Consider the following 20074-nt stretch of genomic DNA (forward strand, 5'->3'; position numbering starts at 1 on the left):
TTACTGCTAATTTTCATTACAATCTTGAAATAGGATTTCCTAAGATTTAGAGCGAGTCAAAAAGATTTCATCAAAATTGTGTTCCTGCTCAATAACAATCTGCTGGTTTTTCATAAGTTCGAGTATGGCTAAAAACGTCACAACCATTACTTCACGCTCTTCATCAACAAATAAATCATAAAAGCTTTGGCGTCCTTCCGCTGTATCTAATTGCTGTAAAATATCACTCATACGCTGTTCAATTGGTATTTCTTGACGAGTAATTCGCGTTGTTACTGGACGTTTTGACTTTTTTCGACGCATAAGTTTTTGAAATGCTGCTAACATATCATACAGTGTGACATCGAGAGGTAAACTTGTCTCCTCTTCTTGTTGAAACGATGTAAAATCGATTGGTGGACGTGTATAAAGTTGTGCTCTTTCTTGTTCTCTCTCTTTTAATTCAGCAGCAACTTGTTTATATTTTTTATATTCAATTAACCGCTCCATCAACTCTTGACGAGGATCATCCATAAAATCTTCACCACTATCAGGTACATCTTCTTCTTGTTTCGGTAACAGCATTTTACTTTTAATTTGTAATAGCGTTGCAGCCATCACCAAATACTCACTTGCAACATCCAGTTGCAATTCTTTCATCGTATGAATATAAGATAAATACTGCTCTGTAATTTCCGCTACAGGGATATTATATATATCGATTTCATAACGATGAATTAAATGTAACAGTAGATCTAAAGGTCCTTCAAAAGCTTCTACTTTAAAATTATATTGCACAAAGCATCCCACCACATTTTTTCTATAACAACATAAGTATAGAGCATACTTATGTTCTATCCAACCTTTTTAAGAAATTTACTTAAAAATAGACATCTGCCCATGCAACAATGCCCACCTCTTCATATGATAAAAGTGTAGTAAGTTCAATGTAGGAGGTAAAAAACTATGGGCCATGTTGATTGTGGTTTTAATGGCGGTTTCGCTTTACTTGTTGTGCTATTTATCTTATTAATCATTGTAGGCGCGGCTTGCTTCTGCTAATGCAGAACATAATAAACGGCTAGGGAATCTCTAGCCGTTTATTATTTATCCTGCTATTTACAGGAAATAACCCCCATACTGATTAAAGTTTCACTTTATCTCTCATCTCTAAAAAAGAAAAGCTTTAGAATTCTCCCCTACTCACATTATCGTTACGCTTCATGGTACACTGTACATAAGACCGTTTAGACAGGAGCGAAAAGAATGTATCCTACTGCATACATACAGTTTTTAATTCATTTTCACGGAGATTACGATTACTTCGAATGTCACGAAGTATTAGAGGAATATTGGAAATTAAAACCAAGAGGAGAGCGTGACAACTACTGGGTTGGTTTTATTCAAATAGCAGTTTCTTTATACCATCACAGACGCTCAAATTGGAATGGTTCAATACGAATGATGAAAAGCGCCATTGCTATTTTAAAAGAAGAAAGTAAACAAGTGCATGAATTAGGTCTTGATCACCCAAAACTTTTAACTATTTTGCAAAAACAATTACAGTCTATTCAAAAGAAAGAACCTTTTACACCTATATTTTTACCTTTTTCAGACTCTTCTTTGGAAAATACATGCTTGCAATTGTGTACAGAAAAAATGCTTCCCTGGAAAGATGCTCATTCACTACCTACTGAGTACATTGTCCATAAACATAAATTACGTAACAGAAATGATGTAATTGCCGAACGAAACGAGCAACTAAAAAAGAGAAAGCAGAGATGACATTGTTCTTATCTCTGCTTTTATGAATGTATATTTTGTTCTACTTCCTTACACTTTTCGCAAAAACTAGTAGTTTGTTCATTACCACAAACCGTAACACCTTGAAACTTATTTTTTAATTCTTGTACCATCTTCGTACCAATCCCCATGTGACGATGAGATGGATTCACACTAAGATGTTGAATCTCTAATACATTTTCTTGATTGATAATTCCAACTATCCCAACAAAATCATCATTTTGTTTCCACAAATACAGTTGCCAACTATCGTTTTTATCATATTCTTTCATTGTTAATTGTAAAGTTTTTACATCTTTTTCAGTCGGCATAAAAGAAAGAAGTCCCATTGCAATCTTCTCATAACTTTTTTTAAAACGAATTAACATAAATCTTATCCCTTCTTACAAAAGTTACAAACCATGTATCCCCTCTACCACTATTTCTACATCATATCCATTCTACAATATTTTCACTATAGTGAGAAGGGCTGCCAAAACAACTTGATAATCATACAAAGAGAGTTTAGGAAAGTCAACTACATATAAATTTTAAAATGAGCATAAAACCTTTCCCTTTTAGGCGGGAGGAGAGTATCCGTTCATGCATAGAAGCGTTCAAACCCTTTTTCTGCCCCAGGCCAAATCAAACAAGGGAGAAAAATTGAATACAATTCAATCATAACGCCTATAAAAAATTTTACTATATCCTATGTATGTTTACAAAAACTAGTTCTTCGCATAATAACTTTATTCTCTACATTATCATTTACTGTACAACTATCATCAATTCCTCCTTATAACATAAAAAACTACTCTTCCCTTTTCATATTGATTGCAAAAGAATTATCTTAAACTGATGATAGTAAGAATAAGTACAAAAAAAGAGAGCTAGATTGCTCTCTCTTTCACTTACTCTTCCCAAACTTTAACTTCTTTCATTACATCGCCTTGACGCATGTTTAATACTGTTTCAATACCGCTTGTCGCTTTACCAAACACAGTATGTACACCATCTAAATGTGGTTGTGGCTCATGGACAATAAAGAATTGGCTACCACCTGTATTACGGCCAGCGTGTGCCATAGAAAGTGCTCCAACTACATGTCTATGAGGATTCCCATCAGTTTCACATGGAATAGAGTAACCAGGGCCACCCGCTCCTGTTCCTGTTGGATCTCCGCCTTGACTTACGAAACCAGGAATAACGCGGTGGAATGTAACACCATTATAAAATCCTTGGTCTGCTAATTTTTTAAAGTTTTCAACTGTTTTTGGTGCTTCTTCTGGGAAAAATTCTAATTCGATTTTTTCACCATTCTCCATTAATATGTATCCTAAAGTTTTCATACGTATATGTCTCCTTTCAACTATCTCAGCACTATATTACCATATTCGCGTCCAGAAACAAAAAGAATCCGACAATCTGCATACTTCTTTTTTGAAATCAAGAAGAAGACGGATGACAAATCAGAAAAATATACTATAATAACTGTGTTGCCCGAAAATTCCAGAAAGAGAAAGGGAGCGATTTTTCGTGAGAACGAAACTATTAGCTCTGCTACTAGCTGTTACAGTATTTATGATTCCAACAGCTTCATTTGCAGATGTGATTGAGGGAGAATCAATCGTTACATTAGGAGAAAATTTATCTGAACAACAAAAACAAGATCTTTTAAAAGAAATGAAAGCGCCAAAAGATGCGCAAATTATTACTGTTTCTAATGCGGAAGAACATAAATTTTTAGAGGGTATTGTACCAAAAGCACAAATTGGTACGAGAGCTATTTCCTCTTCTATGATTACGTATACAAAACCAGGATCAGGTCTTATTGTGCGAGCGAAAAACATTAATTGGGTAACAGATGCAATGTATACAAACGCACTCATTACAGCAGGTGTCAAAGATGCAGAGATTCAAATCACAGCACCCTTTAAAGTATCAGGAACAGCTGCTTTAACAGGACTAATGAAAGCTTACGAAACAACATCGAAAAAAGAAATTCCTGAAGAAGTAAAAAAAGTAGCCAATGAAGAAATGGTACAAACAGCCAAGCTTGGTGACAAAATTGGTGAAGAAAAAGCTGTTCAACTTGTTGCAAAAGTAAAAGAAGAAATTGCTAAGGAACAACCAAAAACAACAGAAGATTTACGTGCGCTAATTAAAAAGATTGCTGAGCAACTTGGTATTACACTAACAGATGAGCAATTAGATAGTTTAGTTTCATTATTTGATAAAATGAAAAACTTAAATATTGACTGGAACCAAGTTGGTACCCAATTAAATAAAGCGAAAGAACATGTTTCAGCCTTCTTAGGATCTGAAGAAGGACAAGGGTTCCTAGATAAAGTAAAAGATTTCTTCTCTAGTATTATTGATTTTATTAAATCCTTATTTAAGTAAGAAAAAGCTCGTCATTGACGGGCTTTTTCTTTATACATCCGAATCAAACCCTCTTTTCTAGGTGGGAGAGATCATCCGCCCTTGCATTGTAGCGATCAGAGCTTTTTTAACACCATGCCATGTGCAAAACAAAGAGAAAAAATGAGCAGATGCTTCTTTTATTTTCATAGTCACGACTTATATACTTGAGATTTATATAAGCAAGGGTAACTTCATAACAGCTTCCTCTACAGAACGAACAACGTGACGTGCTTTTTCTTTTACATAGGGATGTGCATGATGAAGAGTGAAAGAATTTGGCGTTACTGCAAACATGGAGATATCATTAAAAGAATCACCGATACATGCTACTTCGTGCGCTTCAATTTTCAAATGCGCCATTAAACGTTTTAAAGCACTTCCTTTACTAACTCCCATTGGCATAATATCCACATAGCCTTTTCCAGAAATAAAAATTTCAGCTTGTTCATGAAAAGTTTCTCTTAGTTCTTGATCCAATTTCACAATTTTTTCTGCTTCTCCATACACAAACAACTTTGCAGGATGTACACTTTTACCAAATTCTTCTTCTAATGTTTCTATTTCAGCAATATGCACACCCATATATTCTTCAAAAACATAATGATGTTCGTTTTTCTTTTTCGTATATCGCTGCTCTTTTGCACACACAATATCAGCTAGCTTTTTTTCATGTATATATCGATATATTTCCTGGGCAACTCCATCATTAAATTTCGATTCATGAAATGTTTGCCCGTTTGGTAATAGCATCGTAGCTCCATTTAAACCAGTTGTATAATATGGAAATGTGAACCATTTAACTGCATCGTGAATTCTATGTGTAAAACGGCCAGAAGCAAAGCAAATATTTGTCCCTTTTTCTGCTAACCAACAAAGTGCTTTTTCATCTTCCTTATGAATATGACTTACATTATAAACAAGTGTATCGTCTAAATCACTTACAAATAATTTAATCATGCTCTCTTCCCCTTTCATACACAATTTCTACTCTAATTGTACGAAAAAAATGTTGTGTTTTTGTTAAAAAACGATAAATTTATAATAAAAAATAAGCAGGAAAATAATCCTGCTTATTTTTGTCTACGTATATTTTGCGGATGTACAATGCTTGGACGTACTTTTAAGCTAGACATAGTTGGACGTAACAAAATTTTCGTTAATGCGCCCCAATCAAACGGTAGAAACGGCCATAAATACGGTGTTTGTAAACTTTTAATAGATGTTAAAAATAAGATTAACATTGTCATTCCAACAATAAATCCTATTTCATGAAATAAACCGGTTAAAAGAATTACGAATAATCTTCCTAGTTTATTTCCGAGTCCTAATTCATAACTCGGTGTCGCATATATTCCAATCATCGCAACAGCTGTATATAAAATAACTTCTGGAACAAATAAGCCAACATCAATTGCAATTTGTCCAATTAAAATCGCTGAAATTAAACCGGTAGCTGATGATAGAGGGGTTGGCGTATGAATCGATGCCATTCTTAAAAATTCAAGCCCAATATCTGCCATAATAATTTGTAATACAATAGGTAAATGCGTCATTTTATTCGGTCCAATAAAAGCTAGTTTTTCCGGTAATAACGTTGGATCTAAAACAAACACGAGCCAAAAAGGCATCAAAAATAGGGAAAATAAGATACCAACAAATCGTACCCATCGTAAAAATGTACCAACTGCGGGATTTTGTCTAAACTCTTCCGCATGCTGTACATGATGAAAATAAGTTGTTGGTGTAATCATCACACTTGGAGATGTATCAACAATAACTAATACGTGCCCTTCTAATAAATGATTTGCTGCTACATCCGGTCTTTCTGTATAACGAATAAGTGGAAAAGGATTATAGCCTTGTTTAACTAAAAATTCTTCAATCGTTTTATCTGCCATCGTAATTCCATCTACTTCGATATTCTCTAGTTCTTGCTTAATAATCTTTACTAAATCTGGATTGGCAACATCTTGAACATACGTAATGCAAATATCTGTTTGCGATCTATCCCCTACCCGGATAATTTCATTTCGCAAGCGCGGATCACGAATACGTCTTCTTATTAAGGCAGTATTTACAACTATATTTTCTACAAAGCCATCTCTCGCTCCACGTACTACTTTTTCTGTATCTGGCTCTGTCGGTGTTCGCCCTGGATAACTACGAACATCAATTACAAAAGCTTCCGTCTCACCTTCTACAAAAATAATCACGAGACCAGATAAAACTTGTACCATTACATCATCCATCGTTTTCACTTTACTTACTTGTTGATGAATAAGTCGATTTTCTAAAATCTCTACTGTATTCCCCTCAGCATTCCTTATCTCATTTGTATCCACTGCTTCTTCCAAAATTGGAATGATATAGTTTGTATCACACAATCCATTTACAAATAATACACCGATTTCTTTATCAAGAATTTGAAATTTACGAATTCCAACATCAAATGTAACACCGAGTCCGACTGTTTGTTTTAAATAATTTTCATTGTCACTTAAAAAAGAAGAAATCGGGATATTAACGTTCTTCTGTTTCGTCATAAAATCCACTTCTTTCTAAAATTAATTGAATTGCTTTTTTTGTAATAGGTGATCCTCGTTCCCACTCATCATTTCCACACATTTTTCCAATATCACCAATCCCAACGATGACAGGGACATTTAATTCATCTAAACAGTAAATCGTATCCCCATTAATCCTGCCAATTTCACCATCGGGCAATCCAAATTTGTCAACGCCGTATTCTGTTAATCTGCCTTCTCGATCTACACTGACATCTACACGTGCCCACTCCCAATGATGTGTATTAGACGCAACAGCTAAAATACCAAGAACATCAATGTTTTTATGCATCGCCACATATTTTAATGCCTTTTCACCTGAACCTTCTCCGATAAATCCACTATCATCAAACATGACAAATACAGGGTCATATGGCGTTTGCATAATCAGCTCCACAATCTTCTTTCCTGTCAACTTGGTCGGATTGCTTTGGGAGGCTGAAATACACCTTCCGCCAAATTCCTTTGTTAACAGCTCAATTGTTCGCTTTGCATATTCATCTCCGTCTGTCACCAAAATAACCCTTCGTCTCATTTGTTTTATCCTTTCGGTTTACATATAAGTGCCACAAAGAACGCAAATAATATCGCTGCTGAAATACCCGAGGAAGTTAAACTAAACATCCCAATTCCTATTCCTAAATAGCCATGTTTTTCAGCCGCCTCTAATGCCCCATGTAAAAGGGAATGTCCAAAGCTCGTTATAGGAACAGTTGCACCTGCACCTGCAAATTTTATGAGTTTATCATATAGTCCAAAACTATCTAAAATCGCTCCAATCACTACAAAAGTTGCCATCAAATGTGCAGGAGTTAATTTAGCAAAATCTAATAAAAGTTGTCCTATTACACAAATAGCTCCTCCAACAATAAACGCGTATACAAAATCCACACTTCACACTCCTTTTACCCTTTCAAATACAATGCCATGTGCGATTGTCGGAATCGTTTCTTTTTGTTGTATCATAATCGGGCTTAACAATGCTCCTGTTGCAACTACAAAAATACGCTGTAAGTTTCCCTTTTTCATTTCTTCTAGTAAATGACCGTATGTTACAACTGCCGAACAAGCACAACCACTTCCACCTGCAAAAACTTCTTCTTGATCCTTGTGATAAATCATTAGTCCGCAATCATTATATACATGCCCTAAATCATATCCTTCCTCAAGTAAAAGCTGCTTCGTAATTGGCGCTCCAACACCTGATAAATCGCCTGTAACAATAAGATCATAATCAGCTGCACTTCTCCCTAAATCTTCAAAATGCTGTTGAATCGTATGAGCAGCTGCAGGTGCCATTGCCGATCCCATATCAAAAGGATTTGTAATTCCTAAATCTTGTACCTTACCAATGGTGGCAGCTGTTATTTTAATATTGCTCGGTTCTTTACTAATTAAAGCTGCTCCCGCCCCTGTAACAGTTGATGTAGCTGTACCAGGCCTTTGCCCTCCATATTCTGTCGGATAACGAAATTGCCGTTCTGCAGTTGCATTATGACTACTAACCGTAGCTATCACACGGTTAGCAAAGCCGCCATCAATAAAAGCCGATCCGATTGCTAGTGTCTCCATTGATGTTGCACAAGCACTGAACATACCTAAAAAAGGAATTCCAAGCTCTCGTGCCACATAATTCGCTGTAACGGTTTGGTTTAATAAGTCACCTGCTAAAAAAAAATCAATTTGCGAAGGTCTTATATCCCCCTTTCGCATAACTTGCTGAATTGAATCATTCATCAACCTTCTTTCAGCGAGCTCCCAATTTTCTTCCTCGCAGTGTAAGTCATCGTATGAAATATCAAAACACTTTCCAAGAGGACCTTCCGCTTCTTTTGGACCGACAGCAGTACCTGTTGCATTCACAAATATATGATTTTGAAATACCCATGTTTGCTTCCCTGTCAATCTCATATCTAGTCTCCTTTAAGACATCCAAAGTTTAAACGTATATCGAATGAGTCCAACAATATATGCTCCAACAACTCCAAATACAATTACACTTCCAGCAAGCTTAAACATATTTGTAGCAACTCCAAGTACAATTCCCTCACTACGATGCTCTATTGCTGCACTTGCCATTGAATTTGCAAATCCAGTAACAGGAACTGCTGAACCAGCTCCTCCAAATTGACCGATTTTATCATACACACCAAGTCCAGTTAACATGGCTGATAATAATACAAGCGTTGCTATTGTAGGGTTTCCTGCATCTTGCTCACTGAAATGAAAATAATGCATAAAAAATTTCATCAAGCATTCACCTACCGTACAAATCAGTCCCCCCACGACGAATGCTTTTACACAATTCATCACATAATTTGGCTTTGGATGATAATCTTTTACTTTATTTATGTAATCATCTTTTAATTTATCTTGTGTCATCTGATGCCTCCTACCGTGCAAAATAAATCCAATGAAATAAAGAACCCATTACCTTTCCAAGTACAAGTGCAACAAGTAAAATAACAATTTTCCCATCTACTCCTACCCGTTTAGCTAATATAGGTAAAACATTTAATACTTCTGTCAAAGCTGCAGCAAGCATACCAATGAATGTTCCACAAAATAAGCCAAGTATAATAAGCCAATACTGAGATACTTGAAAGGTTATATCTCTTAAACTGCACCATGCCCCGACCAAAGAACCACCAATTACAGCCCATTCAAAAATTTGAATACGATGGCCACTCCTTGTTAACTGAGCTAATCGTGGAATAACACCGAGCACAGCTAAAAATGCAACATATCCCCCTCCAACTGCGATACCACCAGCAAGCCCCATTACGATCACCAAACCATATTCAATCATCTGCAATTTGTTTTGCACTCTCTTTATTTTCATTAATCATGACATATTGATCGAGTGATTGTTGATACTGGAACATTTCCACTTCTAACGGACTCGGCTCTTCATTAATTCGTTTTTGAAACACATGATTAAAAAATAGGACCATCCCTAATCCAAGTCCTAAAGAATAAGGAATTTGAAATAAGAGTGGTTTATAGTTAATTTCTCCTGTAATCATGTAATATAGACGTCCATGTACTTGTTGCATACTTACGTCCTCATGAAAATAAATAATTGCCAGAGCCGCCCCGACAAAAAGTAATATCCAAACCAATCCAAAGAAAACGGGGTTTACTTTCTTTTTTTCATAGACGATTTCAACAAGTGTTTGTCCAGGACCAAATAAATTAATTTGTGTATGCTGCGTAGTTTGCCCAATGACTTGAATAATTTTCATCGCATCAATTACAACATGTGTTTTATCACGTTTTGTGATTTTATAGACGAGCTGTTTTTTTATTTTTTCTACTACATCAGACTCTCCAACTACTTGTGCAACATCTTCAATCTTCACCTCATATGAAGGCGATACTTGCAGACGATTTCGCATTTTGAGATAGATTGTTTGTTCCACTTAAAGCTCACCTCTTCACTTTTCCTCGTAGTTGTAGTATGGTTTTTGGAAAATTTTCTAATACAACATTTTTATAAAATAAACTTTGTACGGTGAATTTTTATCAACGATCACAGTGAATAAAGAAAACAGGAATTTTAGTAATAGGGTCTTATGGAAGAAAATGGTGAATGAAATTTTATCGTTCCAATTTCAAATATATCGACATTGCCACAAATAACGATAAAAACAGGAGCCTGCTGACTCCTGTTTCCCCACACCCTTAAAGAAAAAACATCCGCACCTTTTTGGCGCAGATGTTTTTTTATGCCTTCTTTTTTCTAAATAAATTCATAATACTTAAAGCTAATCCTCCCCAAATGACTACAATTCCAATGATCATCATCATAATTGCTGATCCACTCATTATGAAACACCTCGATCTTTCCATTCTTTTTCAAGCTGGGCAGAATCTGAATGTATTTGCGAATTCCATTTTTTCACGCTAATAATTAATGCAATGATAAGAAATGCTGCTGCCAAAGCCCAACCATACGTTACGACAAATTGTGTTGGATAATCTCCGTAATTCTTTTGAATGTTTTGGATTGTACCATCAATCAGCATGTACCCTAACATCAGTGGTGTAATAACAAGTAAACTAACTCTCCAGAACATCCCTAGCTTAATATCCGATGTGAAATTCGCATGATTTTGATATACTGGTAAACGGCGAAGGATAAGTCCAACCGTAACTACCTCTACCAATGCAATTACAATAAGTCCAAAGTTATTTGCAAAGTAATCTACAACATCTAGGAACATAAGCCCGCCACGTGTCGCAAATACAAGTGAAACTAGCACAAGAAGAGTACCCATAATTCCAATGGTCTTTTGACGACTTAGACTAAATTTTTCAGATACAGCTGCAAAACATACTTCTGCTAATGAGATAAGTGATGTAATTCCAGCTACCGTTAAGGACAGAAAGAATAATACTCCAAATAATGGTGACATCGGTAATTCGTTAATAATTTGCGGGAATACGACAAACGCGAGTCCAACGCCAGCGCTCGCTACTTTATCAACTGGTACTCCCATGTTATTTGCCATAAAACCGAGTGCTGCAAACACACCGATTCCAGCTAATAATTCAAAGCCTGAGTTCGCAAAACCAGTAATAAAAGCGTTATTTGTTGTATCAGAGTTCTTTGGTAAATAACTAGAGTAAGTAATCATAATTCCGAATGCTAACGATAAACTAAAGAAAATTTGTCCGTATGCAGCAAGCCATACTTTTCCATCTAAAATACGACTCCAATCCGGTTTAAAAAAGGCATCAAGCCCTTGCATTGCCCCTTCCATCGTAACAGCGCGAACAACAATAATTAGAAACATCACAACAAGTAAAGGAATAAAAATACGGTTTACAACTTCAATTCCTTTCTTAACCCCTTTAAATGCCACACCAAGTACAATAATCCAAACAAGCGCAAGTGGAATTAACACTTCTGGTACAAGGCCTCCAAATTGTCCTGGCTTATCAACAACTTGTAAATACTCTTTAAATAGAAAAGCTTCTGTATCTTTCCCCCACGCTCCAGTAATCGAAAAATACGTATAAGAAATCGACCATGCAATAATAACAGCATAATACGTGGAAACGATAAATGTAACAGCCATTTGCCACCAACCAATAAATTCAGCACGTGGATTTATACGAAAGAATGTAAGTGGTGCTGAACCGCGGTGACGGTGCCCAAGAGCAAATTCAAAAGCTAATAATGAAATACCAGTCGTTAATAATGCAAATAAGTACGGTAAAAAGAATGCGCCCCCTCCGTTTTCATACGCAGTATACGGAAAACGCCATATGTTCCCTAATCCAACAGCAGAACCGATTGCTGCAAAAATAAATCCAGCCCTCGTTCCCCATTGCTGCCTTGTTTCCATGTTTCCTTCCCCCTTTATGACAAGTTTATAATTGGATTATATTTAAAATTTACTAAATTATCAATAAATTCTGTAAATTTTTCTGGATGAGTGAAATTTTTGGATTTTGGAAAAGATAACATCAATAACATAAGATGTAGCTTTTTTCAAAAGTTCATTTGAAATATTACTCCCTTCTCGTTGAAATAAAAAATCGAATAGATGGTCATTCATCTATTCGATCTTTCATCTGTTTTAAAATTTTCTTTTCAAGTCTCGAAACTTGAACTTGAGAGATACCAATTCGTTCCGCAACTTCCGATTGCGTTTGATCTTTATAATACCGCAAGTACACAATTAAACGTTCTCTCTCATCCAATTCTCGAATTGCTTCTTTTAAAGCAATCTTATCAAACCATTTCGTTTCTGTTTGATCTGCAATTTGATCCAAAATTGTAATAGGATCTCCATCATTTTCATACACGGTTTCATGTATAGATGATGGAGCACGGCTCGCTTCTTGCGCAAGAACAACTTCCTCTGCCGTTAGTTCAAGCGCTTCAGCAACCTCATTAATCGTTGGAGCCCTGCCGTATTCTTTAGAAAGCTCATCCTTCATTTTTCGAATTTTATTTCCAGTTTCCTTTAAAGAACGACTTACTTTTACGGATCCATCATCCCGCAAGAACCGCTGTATTTCTCCAATAATCATTGGAACTGCATAGGTTGAAAATTTCACCTCGAAAGACAAATCAAATTTGTCTACTGATTTCAAGAGTCCAATACAGCCAATTTGAAATAAATCATCTGGTTCATATCCTCGATTGAGGAATCTTTGTACAACTGACCATACAAGACGCATATTGCTTTGGACTATCGTATCCCTCGCCCCTTGATCTCCATCTTGACTTTTTTGAATTAACGCTTTTAACTCGTGGTCCTTTAACTGAGGTTTCTTTTTCTCATTTCTGACCTCTATGTCCATAGGCAATTCTCCTTAATTGCATAGAGCGTTACTATTTGATAAGTATTTTGTCAAATGGATTGTTGTCCCGAAAGATTCATTTGAAATTACTTCTACTTCATCCATAAAATTTTCCATGATAGTAAATCCCATTCCGGAACGCTCTAATTCAGGTTTAGTTGTAAAAAGAGGTTGCCTTGCCTCGTCTAAGTTAAAAATGCCAACCCCTTCATCTCGAATCGTGAGTTTCACCATTGCTTCTTCCAAAATCACTGAAATGTAAACAAGACCTTCTGCATTCCCTTCATATCCGTGAATAATTGCATTTGTGACTGCTTCAGACACAACCGTTTTTATCTCTGTCAATTCCTCCATTGTTGGATCTAATTGTGCGATAAAAGCAGCAACTGTAACGCGAGCGAACGATTCATTTTGACTTAATGCTGAAAATTGAAGGTTCATTTCATTTCTCATTTATGCCACCCCCAATGTCGCGAGCGCATGCGCTTCACTTTCTTCTAAGCGAATGATTTTAAACAGACCTGACATTTCAAATAAACGTTTTACAGGAGGTGAGATTGCACAAACGACCATCTCCCCTCCTAAACCTTTAACATGCTTATATCTGCCTAATATAACACCAAGACCAGAACTGTCCATAAATGTTAACTTCTCTAAACTTAGTACAATATGATGAGCGCGATGCGTCTCAATCATATCCGTTACCTTTGCTCGCAACTCTTCAGCAGTATGATGATCTAATTCACCCGCTAACCGAACACATAAGACATCACGCTTTATTTCTAAATGCATGGAAAGACTCACACGATTTCCTCCTTATGCTTAAACTTGATTCATTTACATAAGATTTTCGTGAACATAAAATAAGAATCCTTCCTACTGACAAAAGAAGTACTATTTCGCCATAATGTGAACCTTTCAGCAATTATTCTACCTTTTTCATGCCTGCGGATAGAAAAGGAGCAATATCTTTGTCGTTATTCCGATGTTGAGAACGCTCCCAAACTTCTTTTAAACAGTTCCCACCAGCTTGCTGCAGCAACATCTTCTTTCGCTACAATCGTTTGCTTTAATAAAACATCTTTATCTTTTTTTATAACAAGTGTACCGAGTGCATCACCTTTTTTAATTGGTGCTTTTACTTTCTTTTCAGCGATAACTTCCTGTTTTACCTTGTCCATATTCTCGCCTTTTTTCATAAGAAGAGATACATTATCTGATGCCACTAAATCTACATTTTCTTTCTTACCTTTTCCTACTTTTACAGTTTGAATTTTCTCACCGCGCTTATACAATTTTTTCGTTGTGTATTGTCCAAATGCATAATCAAGGAGCTTTGTTACCTGGTTGTTACGTTCTTTTGATGTTGGCGCTCCCATGACAACAGAAATAACACGCATGCCATTTTTTTCAGCTGATGCAGTTAAACAATATTTTGCCTCTGTCGTAAAACCTGTCTTCACTCCATCTACACCTGGATAAAAACGTACTAATTTATTCGTATTTACAAGCCAAAATTTTTTCTCTGTATTTTCACGTAAATAATCTTCATACTTTCCTGTATATTTTCGAATGAGTGGATACTTCATCAATTCTTTCGCCATAATTGACATATCATATGCTGTTGAATAATGATCTTTCGCCGGAAGCCCCGTTGGATTTTGGAAATGTGTATTTTTCAGTCCTAAATCCTTTGCTTTTTTATTCATCATGTTTACAAAGCCTTCTTCTGAACCAGCGATATGCTCAGCAACCGCAACAGATGCATCATTTCCCGATGCAATCGCAATTCCTTTTAGCATTTCATTCACTGTCATTTCTTCACCTGGCTCAAGAAAGATTTGCGAACCACCCATTGATGCTGCATGTTCACTTGCTCTGACTTTATCTTCTAGTTTTAGTTTTCCCTTTTCAACTTGTTCCATAATCAGTAGCATCGTCATAATCTTCGTCATACTAGCAGGTGGTAGTTTTTCATTTGGATTTTTCTCAAATAAAACTTTACCTGTATCTTGCTCAATCACAATTGCTGATGATGCTTGCTCCGCTAACTTCGGCCCTGTTTCTACTTCTGTTTTCTTAGACTGTGTTTTCTCAGATTCTGCAAAGCCAACTGAAACACCAGAAAATAACAACATGAAACAAACAAGTATTCCAAAAACTCGCCTCATGACTAACCCTCCATTCTATATCAAACCTATTTTTTCCAACTAGAGCATTTTTATACCATATTTTTCTATGAATTCGTATTGACAAACAATTCTATCGCATATATTGTATTAAGTGTATTACAACTAGTAATACACTAATACTCATCAGGAAGGAGACATTGCTCTTGCACATTCAACTCGATCCAAGAAGCAACACTCCGATTTGGGAACAAATTGTTCAAAATATAAAAGAACTCGTACTGAAAAAAATGCTAGCACCAAATGATAAACTACCATCTGTACGTGAACTGGCTTCACTTCTTGTCATTAATCCGAATACAGTAAGCAAAGCGTACCAAGAATTAGAACGGCAAGGTATTATCGAAACGCTGCGAGGAAAAGGTACATTTGTCTCTCAATCGATTACACCGACACTAGATGAAAGGAAAATTGCTATGGTTGAAAAACAATTCCATCAATTACTACTAGAAGCTTCCTACCTTGGGATTACGAAAGAAAAAATTCATAATTGGATAGATTCATACTATAAAGAACTAGGAGGAAATACGAATGCTAAAAGTGACGAGTCTCAGAAAAACAATTGATAACCAAGTCATTTTAGACAATATTTCTTTCACATTACAAAAAAGAAGTATTGTTGGATTACTCGGAAGAAACGGTGCGGGGAAGACCACTTTACTTCGGACACTTGTTGGTATTTTAAATCCAGATGAAGGCACTGTTACATATGATGATGTGGATGTTCATGAGCATCCAGAAATAAAACAAAAGGTAGCCTATGTGCCGGATTCTACTAATATATTAAACGGATATACAGTAAAGGAAATTGTAAAGTTTTATAAGGCTGTTTATCACAATTTTAATGAAGAACATTTCTATCAGCTGCTAGAACGCTTCAAATTGCCTGAAAAGCGCATTCGTAGTTACTCACGCGGGATGAAGGCACTTCTTGCTATGATTTTAGCCTTTTGTACAGGTGTAGAATACATCATTTTAGATGAGCCAACCAATGGGCTTGACCCAATTGTAAAAAGACAAATTTTACAATTTTTAATTGAAGAAGTAGCGGAAAGAGAAATTACCATTCTCATTTCTACTCACCATTTAGATGAAGTAGAAAAAATTGCTGACACAGTTATTATTTTAAAAGATCATACAATCGCATCGATTACAGCATTAGAAGATACGAAATCTCGCTATGCAAAAATACAAGTTGCTTACGAGCGTTCACTACCACAAAAACTAGAAAACTTAGCAAATATAAAAATATTAAATCAAACTGGAAAAGTATATACCATCTTAATTGAAGGAAACGTAGCAGTTACATTAGAAAAGTTTCATAAAGAACAGCCCCTTTTATTAGAAGAATTACCAATGTCACTCGAAGATATTTTTGTCACAACGTTTGAGGAGGATTCACATGTTTCATAAAGCTTTATGGATGAGGCAATGGAAACAAGGAAAATATATCATTCTATTGTTTTGGTTAATTAGTTTGTATCAACTCCCTTATAAATATTATCAAGCAGCACAAATGGCGCTAAATCATTCAAAAATGAAGTTTGATGACTATACGTACTACTACTCCTACTATTTTCAAACATCTGATGGTGCTGTCCTCTTTCAAGGAGCTGCTCTTATTGCACTCGCTTGTCTTTTAATTGGATGGGAACGTAACAATCAATCTACTGATTTTCTATTCTCGATGCCTTTTAAGCGAAAAGATATTTTTTTAACAAAGTGGTTGTTTGGCGTTTTCAACATTATTGCAGTACAGATCATTTGCTGGATTAGCATGTACGGAATCAAACACATATCGTTTCACAATGAGTATCAAATCTTTACTCCGTTCCATAGTTACTTTGTATATGCTACGGTTGTACTCATTGCTATTTATACATTCACTTTATTTATCGGAACTATTACTGGAAATATTTTCTCCCAAAGTAGCTTAACAGCAATTTTATTATTTTTACCATACGGTTCCATATTATTAATCTCTGGATTCATTTATACCCATACACAATGGTCTTTAGAGGCGATGGGAGAAATAGAGGTGCAGACTCATGAGTACTTACAACATGTAGGGATTATTTCACCATTAGAATCTTTTTCTATTACTTATGATTACCATCCGATAGAAACATTTGATGACTATGGAAATAAACTTTCTAGTGTACCACAGGACAATCCAATGGAGCATACTTCTGTGCCTTCTCCTTGGACACTATTAACACCATTTGCTTACATCATTATCTTTTTACCATTATCAATTTTTCTATACACACGTACACCGAACGAACAAAACGGAAAAATACTATTGTTTCCTAGCTTGCAAAAGTGGTTCATGCTTTGTACTGTTCTATGCTTCGGATTACTTGGCGGTAGAATATTAGGGGGACGAGATGCCCTGCTGTCTTATTATGTTGGATTTTTCCTATTCGCTATCATGAGTTATTTCATTTTTACACGTCTATTAAAATTGAAGTTTGCTTTTGGAGGGAAATAAATACAAATTGAGGTGGTGGATACATGTTTCATAAAGCCTTATGGATACGGAACTATAAACAAGGAAAATATGTGATTTGGCTCTTTTGGCTAAGTACTTTATACACCTTACCATATAAATATTATATGAATGCACAGCACACGGCTGAACATTTACGGAAAACGACAGATACTTATTATACGTATCATATACAGGGAGCTGACGCTATACTATTTCCAGCCCTTCTATTAATGGGATTAGCGATCCTCTTAATAGGATGGGAACGCAATAATCAAACAATCGATTTTCTTTGGTCTATGCCATTTAAACGGTCACACTTATTTTTATCAAAATGGTTACTAGGCATCGTTCATATCGTAGGTGCGCTTAGCCTTAGTTGGCTTCTTATGTATATCATCTACCAGAACACGATACATGCTCAGTATCAATCTTTTGAACCATTTCATATATACTTTACGTATACAATCATTACGCTTATTGCAGTTTACACATTCACACTCTTTATTGGAACCATTACAGGGAACGTAATCTCACAAGGGACTTTAAGTTATATTATTATCATTTTACCTTTATATATCTTTCGACTTATTTTCCCTTTCCTTGCATTACATGTGGATTTACCACAGAAGGAATACAATTATAATTATAATAAATACGCCCTTTATACAGAAAATGTAAGTATTGCATCTCCTCTTACTCATTTTCGTATTAACTACAACTATGACTCACAAAGTGAATCTTATAAAGATGAATTCGGCAATGTACAAACAGGGCCTACCTACCATCATATTCCGTCCGCTTGGACATTGTTAAGCCCTGCTATGTATATACTTATTTGTCTTCCACTAGGGGCTTATTTATATATACGTGCTCCAAATGAACATAACGGAAAAATACTGCTATATCCAAAACTTCATAAGTATTTCTTAATTTGTACTTCTCTTTGTTTTGGGCTTCTTGGTGGTACAGTTTTTATTGATGGTAGTAATTCTTTACCTCTTTACTATATTTACTTTATAGGATCGGGCGTACTGACATATGTTATCTTGCAGCGCCTTTTAAAGCATAAACTTTCTTTATATGCAAAATAAACAAGGCATTGCTTCCGAGCAATGCCTTATTACTATATAAAAGATTATTTCACATTGTCTCTTCTTTTCCCATATTCCTTCTCTTCCTTCATCCCAAATCCATCACCATTCTCTATCATTTGATCTGTAGGAGCTACAATACTTTCAGCAATCCTCCAATCGCCTTGTTCTTGTACAAATACTTGAAGAAAATAATTCATTCCATTCAATTGATATGGAGTTTCTTTTTTCACTTCATAACGAACAGCAACGTAATAAACTTGAACATTTTTATTTTCAAACTTAGAGACATATTGAGATAACCGTGGGATGTAATGTGAAGCCTTTTCAAGGGAAAGCTGTTTCACTTTTACGAGAGAAGAATTTTTGACATTACGCATTGTATCCTGCTCACGAATATTATTACTATGTTGAAAAAGAATAGCATTCTGCATAGAACGAATCCATAGCTTTGAATATAAAATAGGCTGATCACTCGTAATATAATGTAGTTCTTTTTGTACAACTTGGACTGGTGTTTTTGCATAACTTAACGTGCTCGAGCATATAAAACTTCCAATAATAATTGCAAGTGAAACAATATATTTCATTATTTTTCCTCCGAATACTTTTTACTTAAAGTATTGGAATTTCAAAATATTTTTATTCAAAAGAAAAAGATAGGAAAGCATTTTGCTTCCTATCCTCATTTATCGTAATTATAGTACACGACCAAATAGTTCTAATACCATCTCAACCTCTTGATCGCTCCACTCTTTAAATTTCTCTTTATAGTATTCTTTACGTACAGCTTCAAGTTTTTGTGTAACTTCTTTTCCATGCTCTGTAATTTCTAAATACACGATACGACGATCTGAATCAGAACGTTTTCTCGTTACAAAACCTTTTCGTACAAGGCGATCTGTTACTGCTGTAATATGGCTGGATGTTACATTTACCTCACTAGCTATTTGCGAAGCCATTTGCGGGCTTTTCAAGAACAATGCACGCAATACTGAAAACTCATTATATGGCATATGCTCTGAAAAACGTGTATTAATATCATTTTGTAATAAACGTATCATCTTTCGAAATGATGTAGATAAATCTAAAATCAGCGCTTCTCTTTTTTCGTTCACTAGCCTCGACCCTTTTTCATCATATTTATACATATTATAATCTATAAATACCTACGTTGTATATGTTTTCTTTCCTTTTGATTCTCAATTATGTAACTTTTTACATACAATTTTCTCT

Annotated in this window: 26 protein-coding genes; 7 read left to right on the top strand and 19 right to left on the bottom strand. The window is 35.4% G+C overall.

Annotation, left to right across the window (positions count from 1 at the left end):
• Nucleotides 1–39 precede the first annotated feature (39 nt).
• A complete protein-coding gene (locus tag AC1M36_RS19280) occupies nt 40–777 on the bottom strand; it encodes a segregation/condensation protein A (protein ID WP_479846108.1) in 738 nt (245 codons plus the stop codon).
• A 168-nt stretch (nt 778–945) separates the two neighbouring features.
• On the opposite strand from AC1M36_RS19280, the gene AC1M36_RS19285 reads away from it, so the two are divergent.
• Nucleotides 946–1041 carry a YjcZ family sporulation protein gene (locus tag AC1M36_RS19285; protein ID WP_000510192.1) on the top strand — a complete coding sequence of 32 codons (96 nt, stop codon included), beginning with the start codon at nt 946–948 and terminating at the stop codon, nt 1039–1041.
• Between the two features lie 204 nt (nt 1042–1245).
• Complete coding sequence (locus AC1M36_RS19290; RefSeq protein WP_336452186.1) at nt 1246–1764, top strand: DUF309 domain-containing protein; 519 nt, start codon at nt 1246–1248, stop codon at nt 1762–1764.
• A gap of 20 nt (nt 1765–1784) precedes the next feature.
• Here the strand turns inward: AC1M36_RS19290 and AC1M36_RS19295 are convergent, their stop codons facing one another.
• Nucleotides 1785–2150 (bottom strand): GNAT family N-acetyltransferase, encoded by a 366-nt coding sequence (locus tag AC1M36_RS19295; protein WP_336452187.1) that lies wholly within the window; start codon nt 2148–2150, stop codon nt 1785–1787.
• A 522-nt stretch (nt 2151–2672) separates the two neighbouring features.
• Nucleotides 2673–3110, bottom strand: a complete 438-nt coding sequence (locus AC1M36_RS19300; protein ID WP_336452188.1) for a peptidylprolyl isomerase — start codon at nt 3108–3110, stop codon at nt 2673–2675.
• 187 nt (nt 3111–3297) lie between these two features.
• Between AC1M36_RS19300 and AC1M36_RS19305 the strand changes: the two genes are divergently transcribed.
• Nucleotides 3298–4164 carry a DUF1002 domain-containing protein gene (locus AC1M36_RS19305; protein ID WP_336452189.1) on the top strand — a complete coding sequence of 289 codons (867 nt, stop codon included), beginning with the start codon at nt 3298–3300 and terminating at the stop codon, nt 4162–4164.
• 192 nt (nt 4165–4356) lie between these two features.
• On the opposite strand, the gene AC1M36_RS19310 is transcribed toward AC1M36_RS19305, so the two are convergent.
• From AC1M36_RS19310 to AC1M36_RS19375, 14 genes are all read right to left on the bottom strand, one after another.
• Entirely contained in the window at nt 4357–5160 is an 804-nt protein-coding gene (locus tag AC1M36_RS19310) for a Cof-type HAD-IIB family hydrolase (protein ID WP_336452190.1), read from the bottom strand.
• 95 nt (nt 5161–5255) lie between these two features.
• Nucleotides 5256–6728, bottom strand: coding sequence for a spore germination protein (locus tag AC1M36_RS19315; protein WP_336452191.1), 1473 nt, complete (start codon nt 6726–6728; stop codon nt 5256–5258).
• Entirely contained in the window at nt 6706–7284 is a 579-nt protein-coding gene (spoVAEA, locus tag AC1M36_RS19320; RefSeq protein WP_336452192.1) for a stage V sporulation protein SpoVABEA, read from the bottom strand. Before spoVAEA ends, AC1M36_RS19315 begins: the two co-directional genes overlap by 23 nt.
• A gap of 5 nt (nt 7285–7289) precedes the next feature.
• A complete protein-coding gene (gene spoVAE, locus AC1M36_RS19325; protein WP_336452193.1) occupies nt 7290–7640 on the bottom strand; it encodes a stage V sporulation protein AE in 351 nt (116 codons plus the stop codon).
• A gap of 3 nt (nt 7641–7643) precedes the next feature.
• Nucleotides 7644–8660, bottom strand: coding sequence for a stage V sporulation protein AD (gene spoVAD / locus AC1M36_RS19330; RefSeq protein ID WP_336452194.1), 1017 nt, complete (start codon nt 8658–8660; stop codon nt 7644–7646).
• Between the two features lie 12 nt (nt 8661–8672).
• Nucleotides 8673–9131, bottom strand: coding sequence for a stage V sporulation protein AC (gene spoVAC / locus AC1M36_RS19335; protein WP_336452195.1), 459 nt, complete (start codon nt 9129–9131; stop codon nt 8673–8675).
• A gap of 10 nt (nt 9132–9141) precedes the next feature.
• Nucleotides 9142–9558, bottom strand: coding sequence for a stage V sporulation protein AB (locus AC1M36_RS19340; protein WP_336452222.1), 417 nt, complete (start codon nt 9556–9558; stop codon nt 9142–9144).
• Complete coding sequence (locus AC1M36_RS19345; protein WP_336452196.1) at nt 9551–10171, bottom strand: stage V sporulation protein AA; 621 nt, start codon at nt 10169–10171, stop codon at nt 9551–9553. The genes AC1M36_RS19340 and AC1M36_RS19345 overlap by 8 nt, the downstream gene beginning before the upstream one ends.
• Before the next feature lie 304 nt (nt 10172–10475).
• Nucleotides 10476–10577: a methionine/alanine import family NSS transporter small subunit gene (locus AC1M36_RS19350; RefSeq protein ID WP_082188779.1), complete on the bottom strand. Its 102-nt coding sequence runs from the start codon at nt 10575–10577 to the stop codon at nt 10476–10478.
• Entirely contained in the window at nt 10577–12103 is a 1527-nt protein-coding gene (locus AC1M36_RS19355) for a sodium-dependent transporter (protein WP_336452197.1), read from the bottom strand. Before AC1M36_RS19355 ends, AC1M36_RS19350 begins: the two co-directional genes overlap by 1 nt.
• Nucleotides 12104–12308: 205 nt before the next feature.
• On the bottom strand, nt 12309–13067 hold the full coding sequence (sigF, locus tag AC1M36_RS19360; protein WP_336452198.1) for an RNA polymerase sporulation sigma factor SigF: 759 nt from the start codon (nt 13065–13067) through the stop codon (nt 12309–12311).
• Nucleotides 13068–13079: 12 nt separating this feature from the next.
• A complete protein-coding gene (gene spoIIAB, locus AC1M36_RS19365; RefSeq protein ID WP_098336151.1) occupies nt 13080–13520 on the bottom strand; it encodes an anti-sigma F factor in 441 nt (146 codons plus the stop codon).
• The gene (gene spoIIAA / locus AC1M36_RS19370) at nt 13521–13871 is read right to left on the bottom strand and encodes an anti-sigma F factor antagonist (RefSeq protein WP_241818028.1); all 351 of its coding nucleotides are present in this window, start codon (nt 13869–13871) and stop codon (nt 13521–13523) included.
• A 173-nt stretch (nt 13872–14044) separates the two neighbouring features.
• Complete coding sequence (locus AC1M36_RS19375; protein WP_336452199.1) at nt 14045–15238, bottom strand: D-alanyl-D-alanine carboxypeptidase family protein; 1194 nt, start codon at nt 15236–15238, stop codon at nt 14045–14047.
• Between the two features lie 164 nt (nt 15239–15402).
• Between AC1M36_RS19375 and AC1M36_RS19380 the strand changes: the two genes are divergently transcribed.
• Genes AC1M36_RS19380 through AC1M36_RS19395 form a run of 4 tightly spaced genes read left to right on the top strand, consistent with a single transcriptional unit; the run spans nt 15403 to nt 18838 of the window.
• A complete protein-coding gene (locus AC1M36_RS19380) occupies nt 15403–15822 on the top strand; it encodes a GntR family transcriptional regulator (protein ID WP_336452200.1) in 420 nt (139 codons plus the stop codon).
• Nucleotides 15788–16669 (top strand): ABC transporter ATP-binding protein, encoded by an 882-nt coding sequence (locus AC1M36_RS19385; RefSeq protein WP_336452201.1) that lies wholly within the window; start codon nt 15788–15790, stop codon nt 16667–16669. The genes AC1M36_RS19380 and AC1M36_RS19385 overlap by 35 nt, the downstream gene beginning before the upstream one ends.
• Nucleotides 16659–17747, top strand: a complete 1089-nt coding sequence (locus AC1M36_RS19390; protein WP_336452202.1) for an ABC-2 transporter permease — start codon at nt 16659–16661, stop codon at nt 17745–17747. The genes AC1M36_RS19385 and AC1M36_RS19390 overlap by 11 nt, the downstream gene beginning before the upstream one ends.
• Before the next feature lie 23 nt (nt 17748–17770).
• Complete coding sequence (locus tag AC1M36_RS19395) at nt 17771–18838, top strand: ABC transporter permease (RefSeq protein WP_336452203.1); 1068 nt, start codon at nt 17771–17773, stop codon at nt 18836–18838.
• Between the two features lie 44 nt (nt 18839–18882).
• Here the strand turns inward: AC1M36_RS19395 and AC1M36_RS19400 are convergent, their stop codons facing one another.
• Nucleotides 18883–19428: a hypothetical protein gene (locus tag AC1M36_RS19400; RefSeq protein WP_479846109.1), complete on the bottom strand. Its 546-nt coding sequence runs from the start codon at nt 19426–19428 to the stop codon at nt 18883–18885.
• A gap of 108 nt (nt 19429–19536) precedes the next feature.
• On the bottom strand, nt 19537–19956 hold the full coding sequence (locus AC1M36_RS19405; protein WP_001003304.1) for a MarR family winged helix-turn-helix transcriptional regulator: 420 nt from the start codon (nt 19954–19956) through the stop codon (nt 19537–19539).
• Nucleotides 19957–20074: the final 118 nt, after the last annotated feature.

Source organism: Bacillus sp. Medicinal_06, assembly GCF_056711665.1.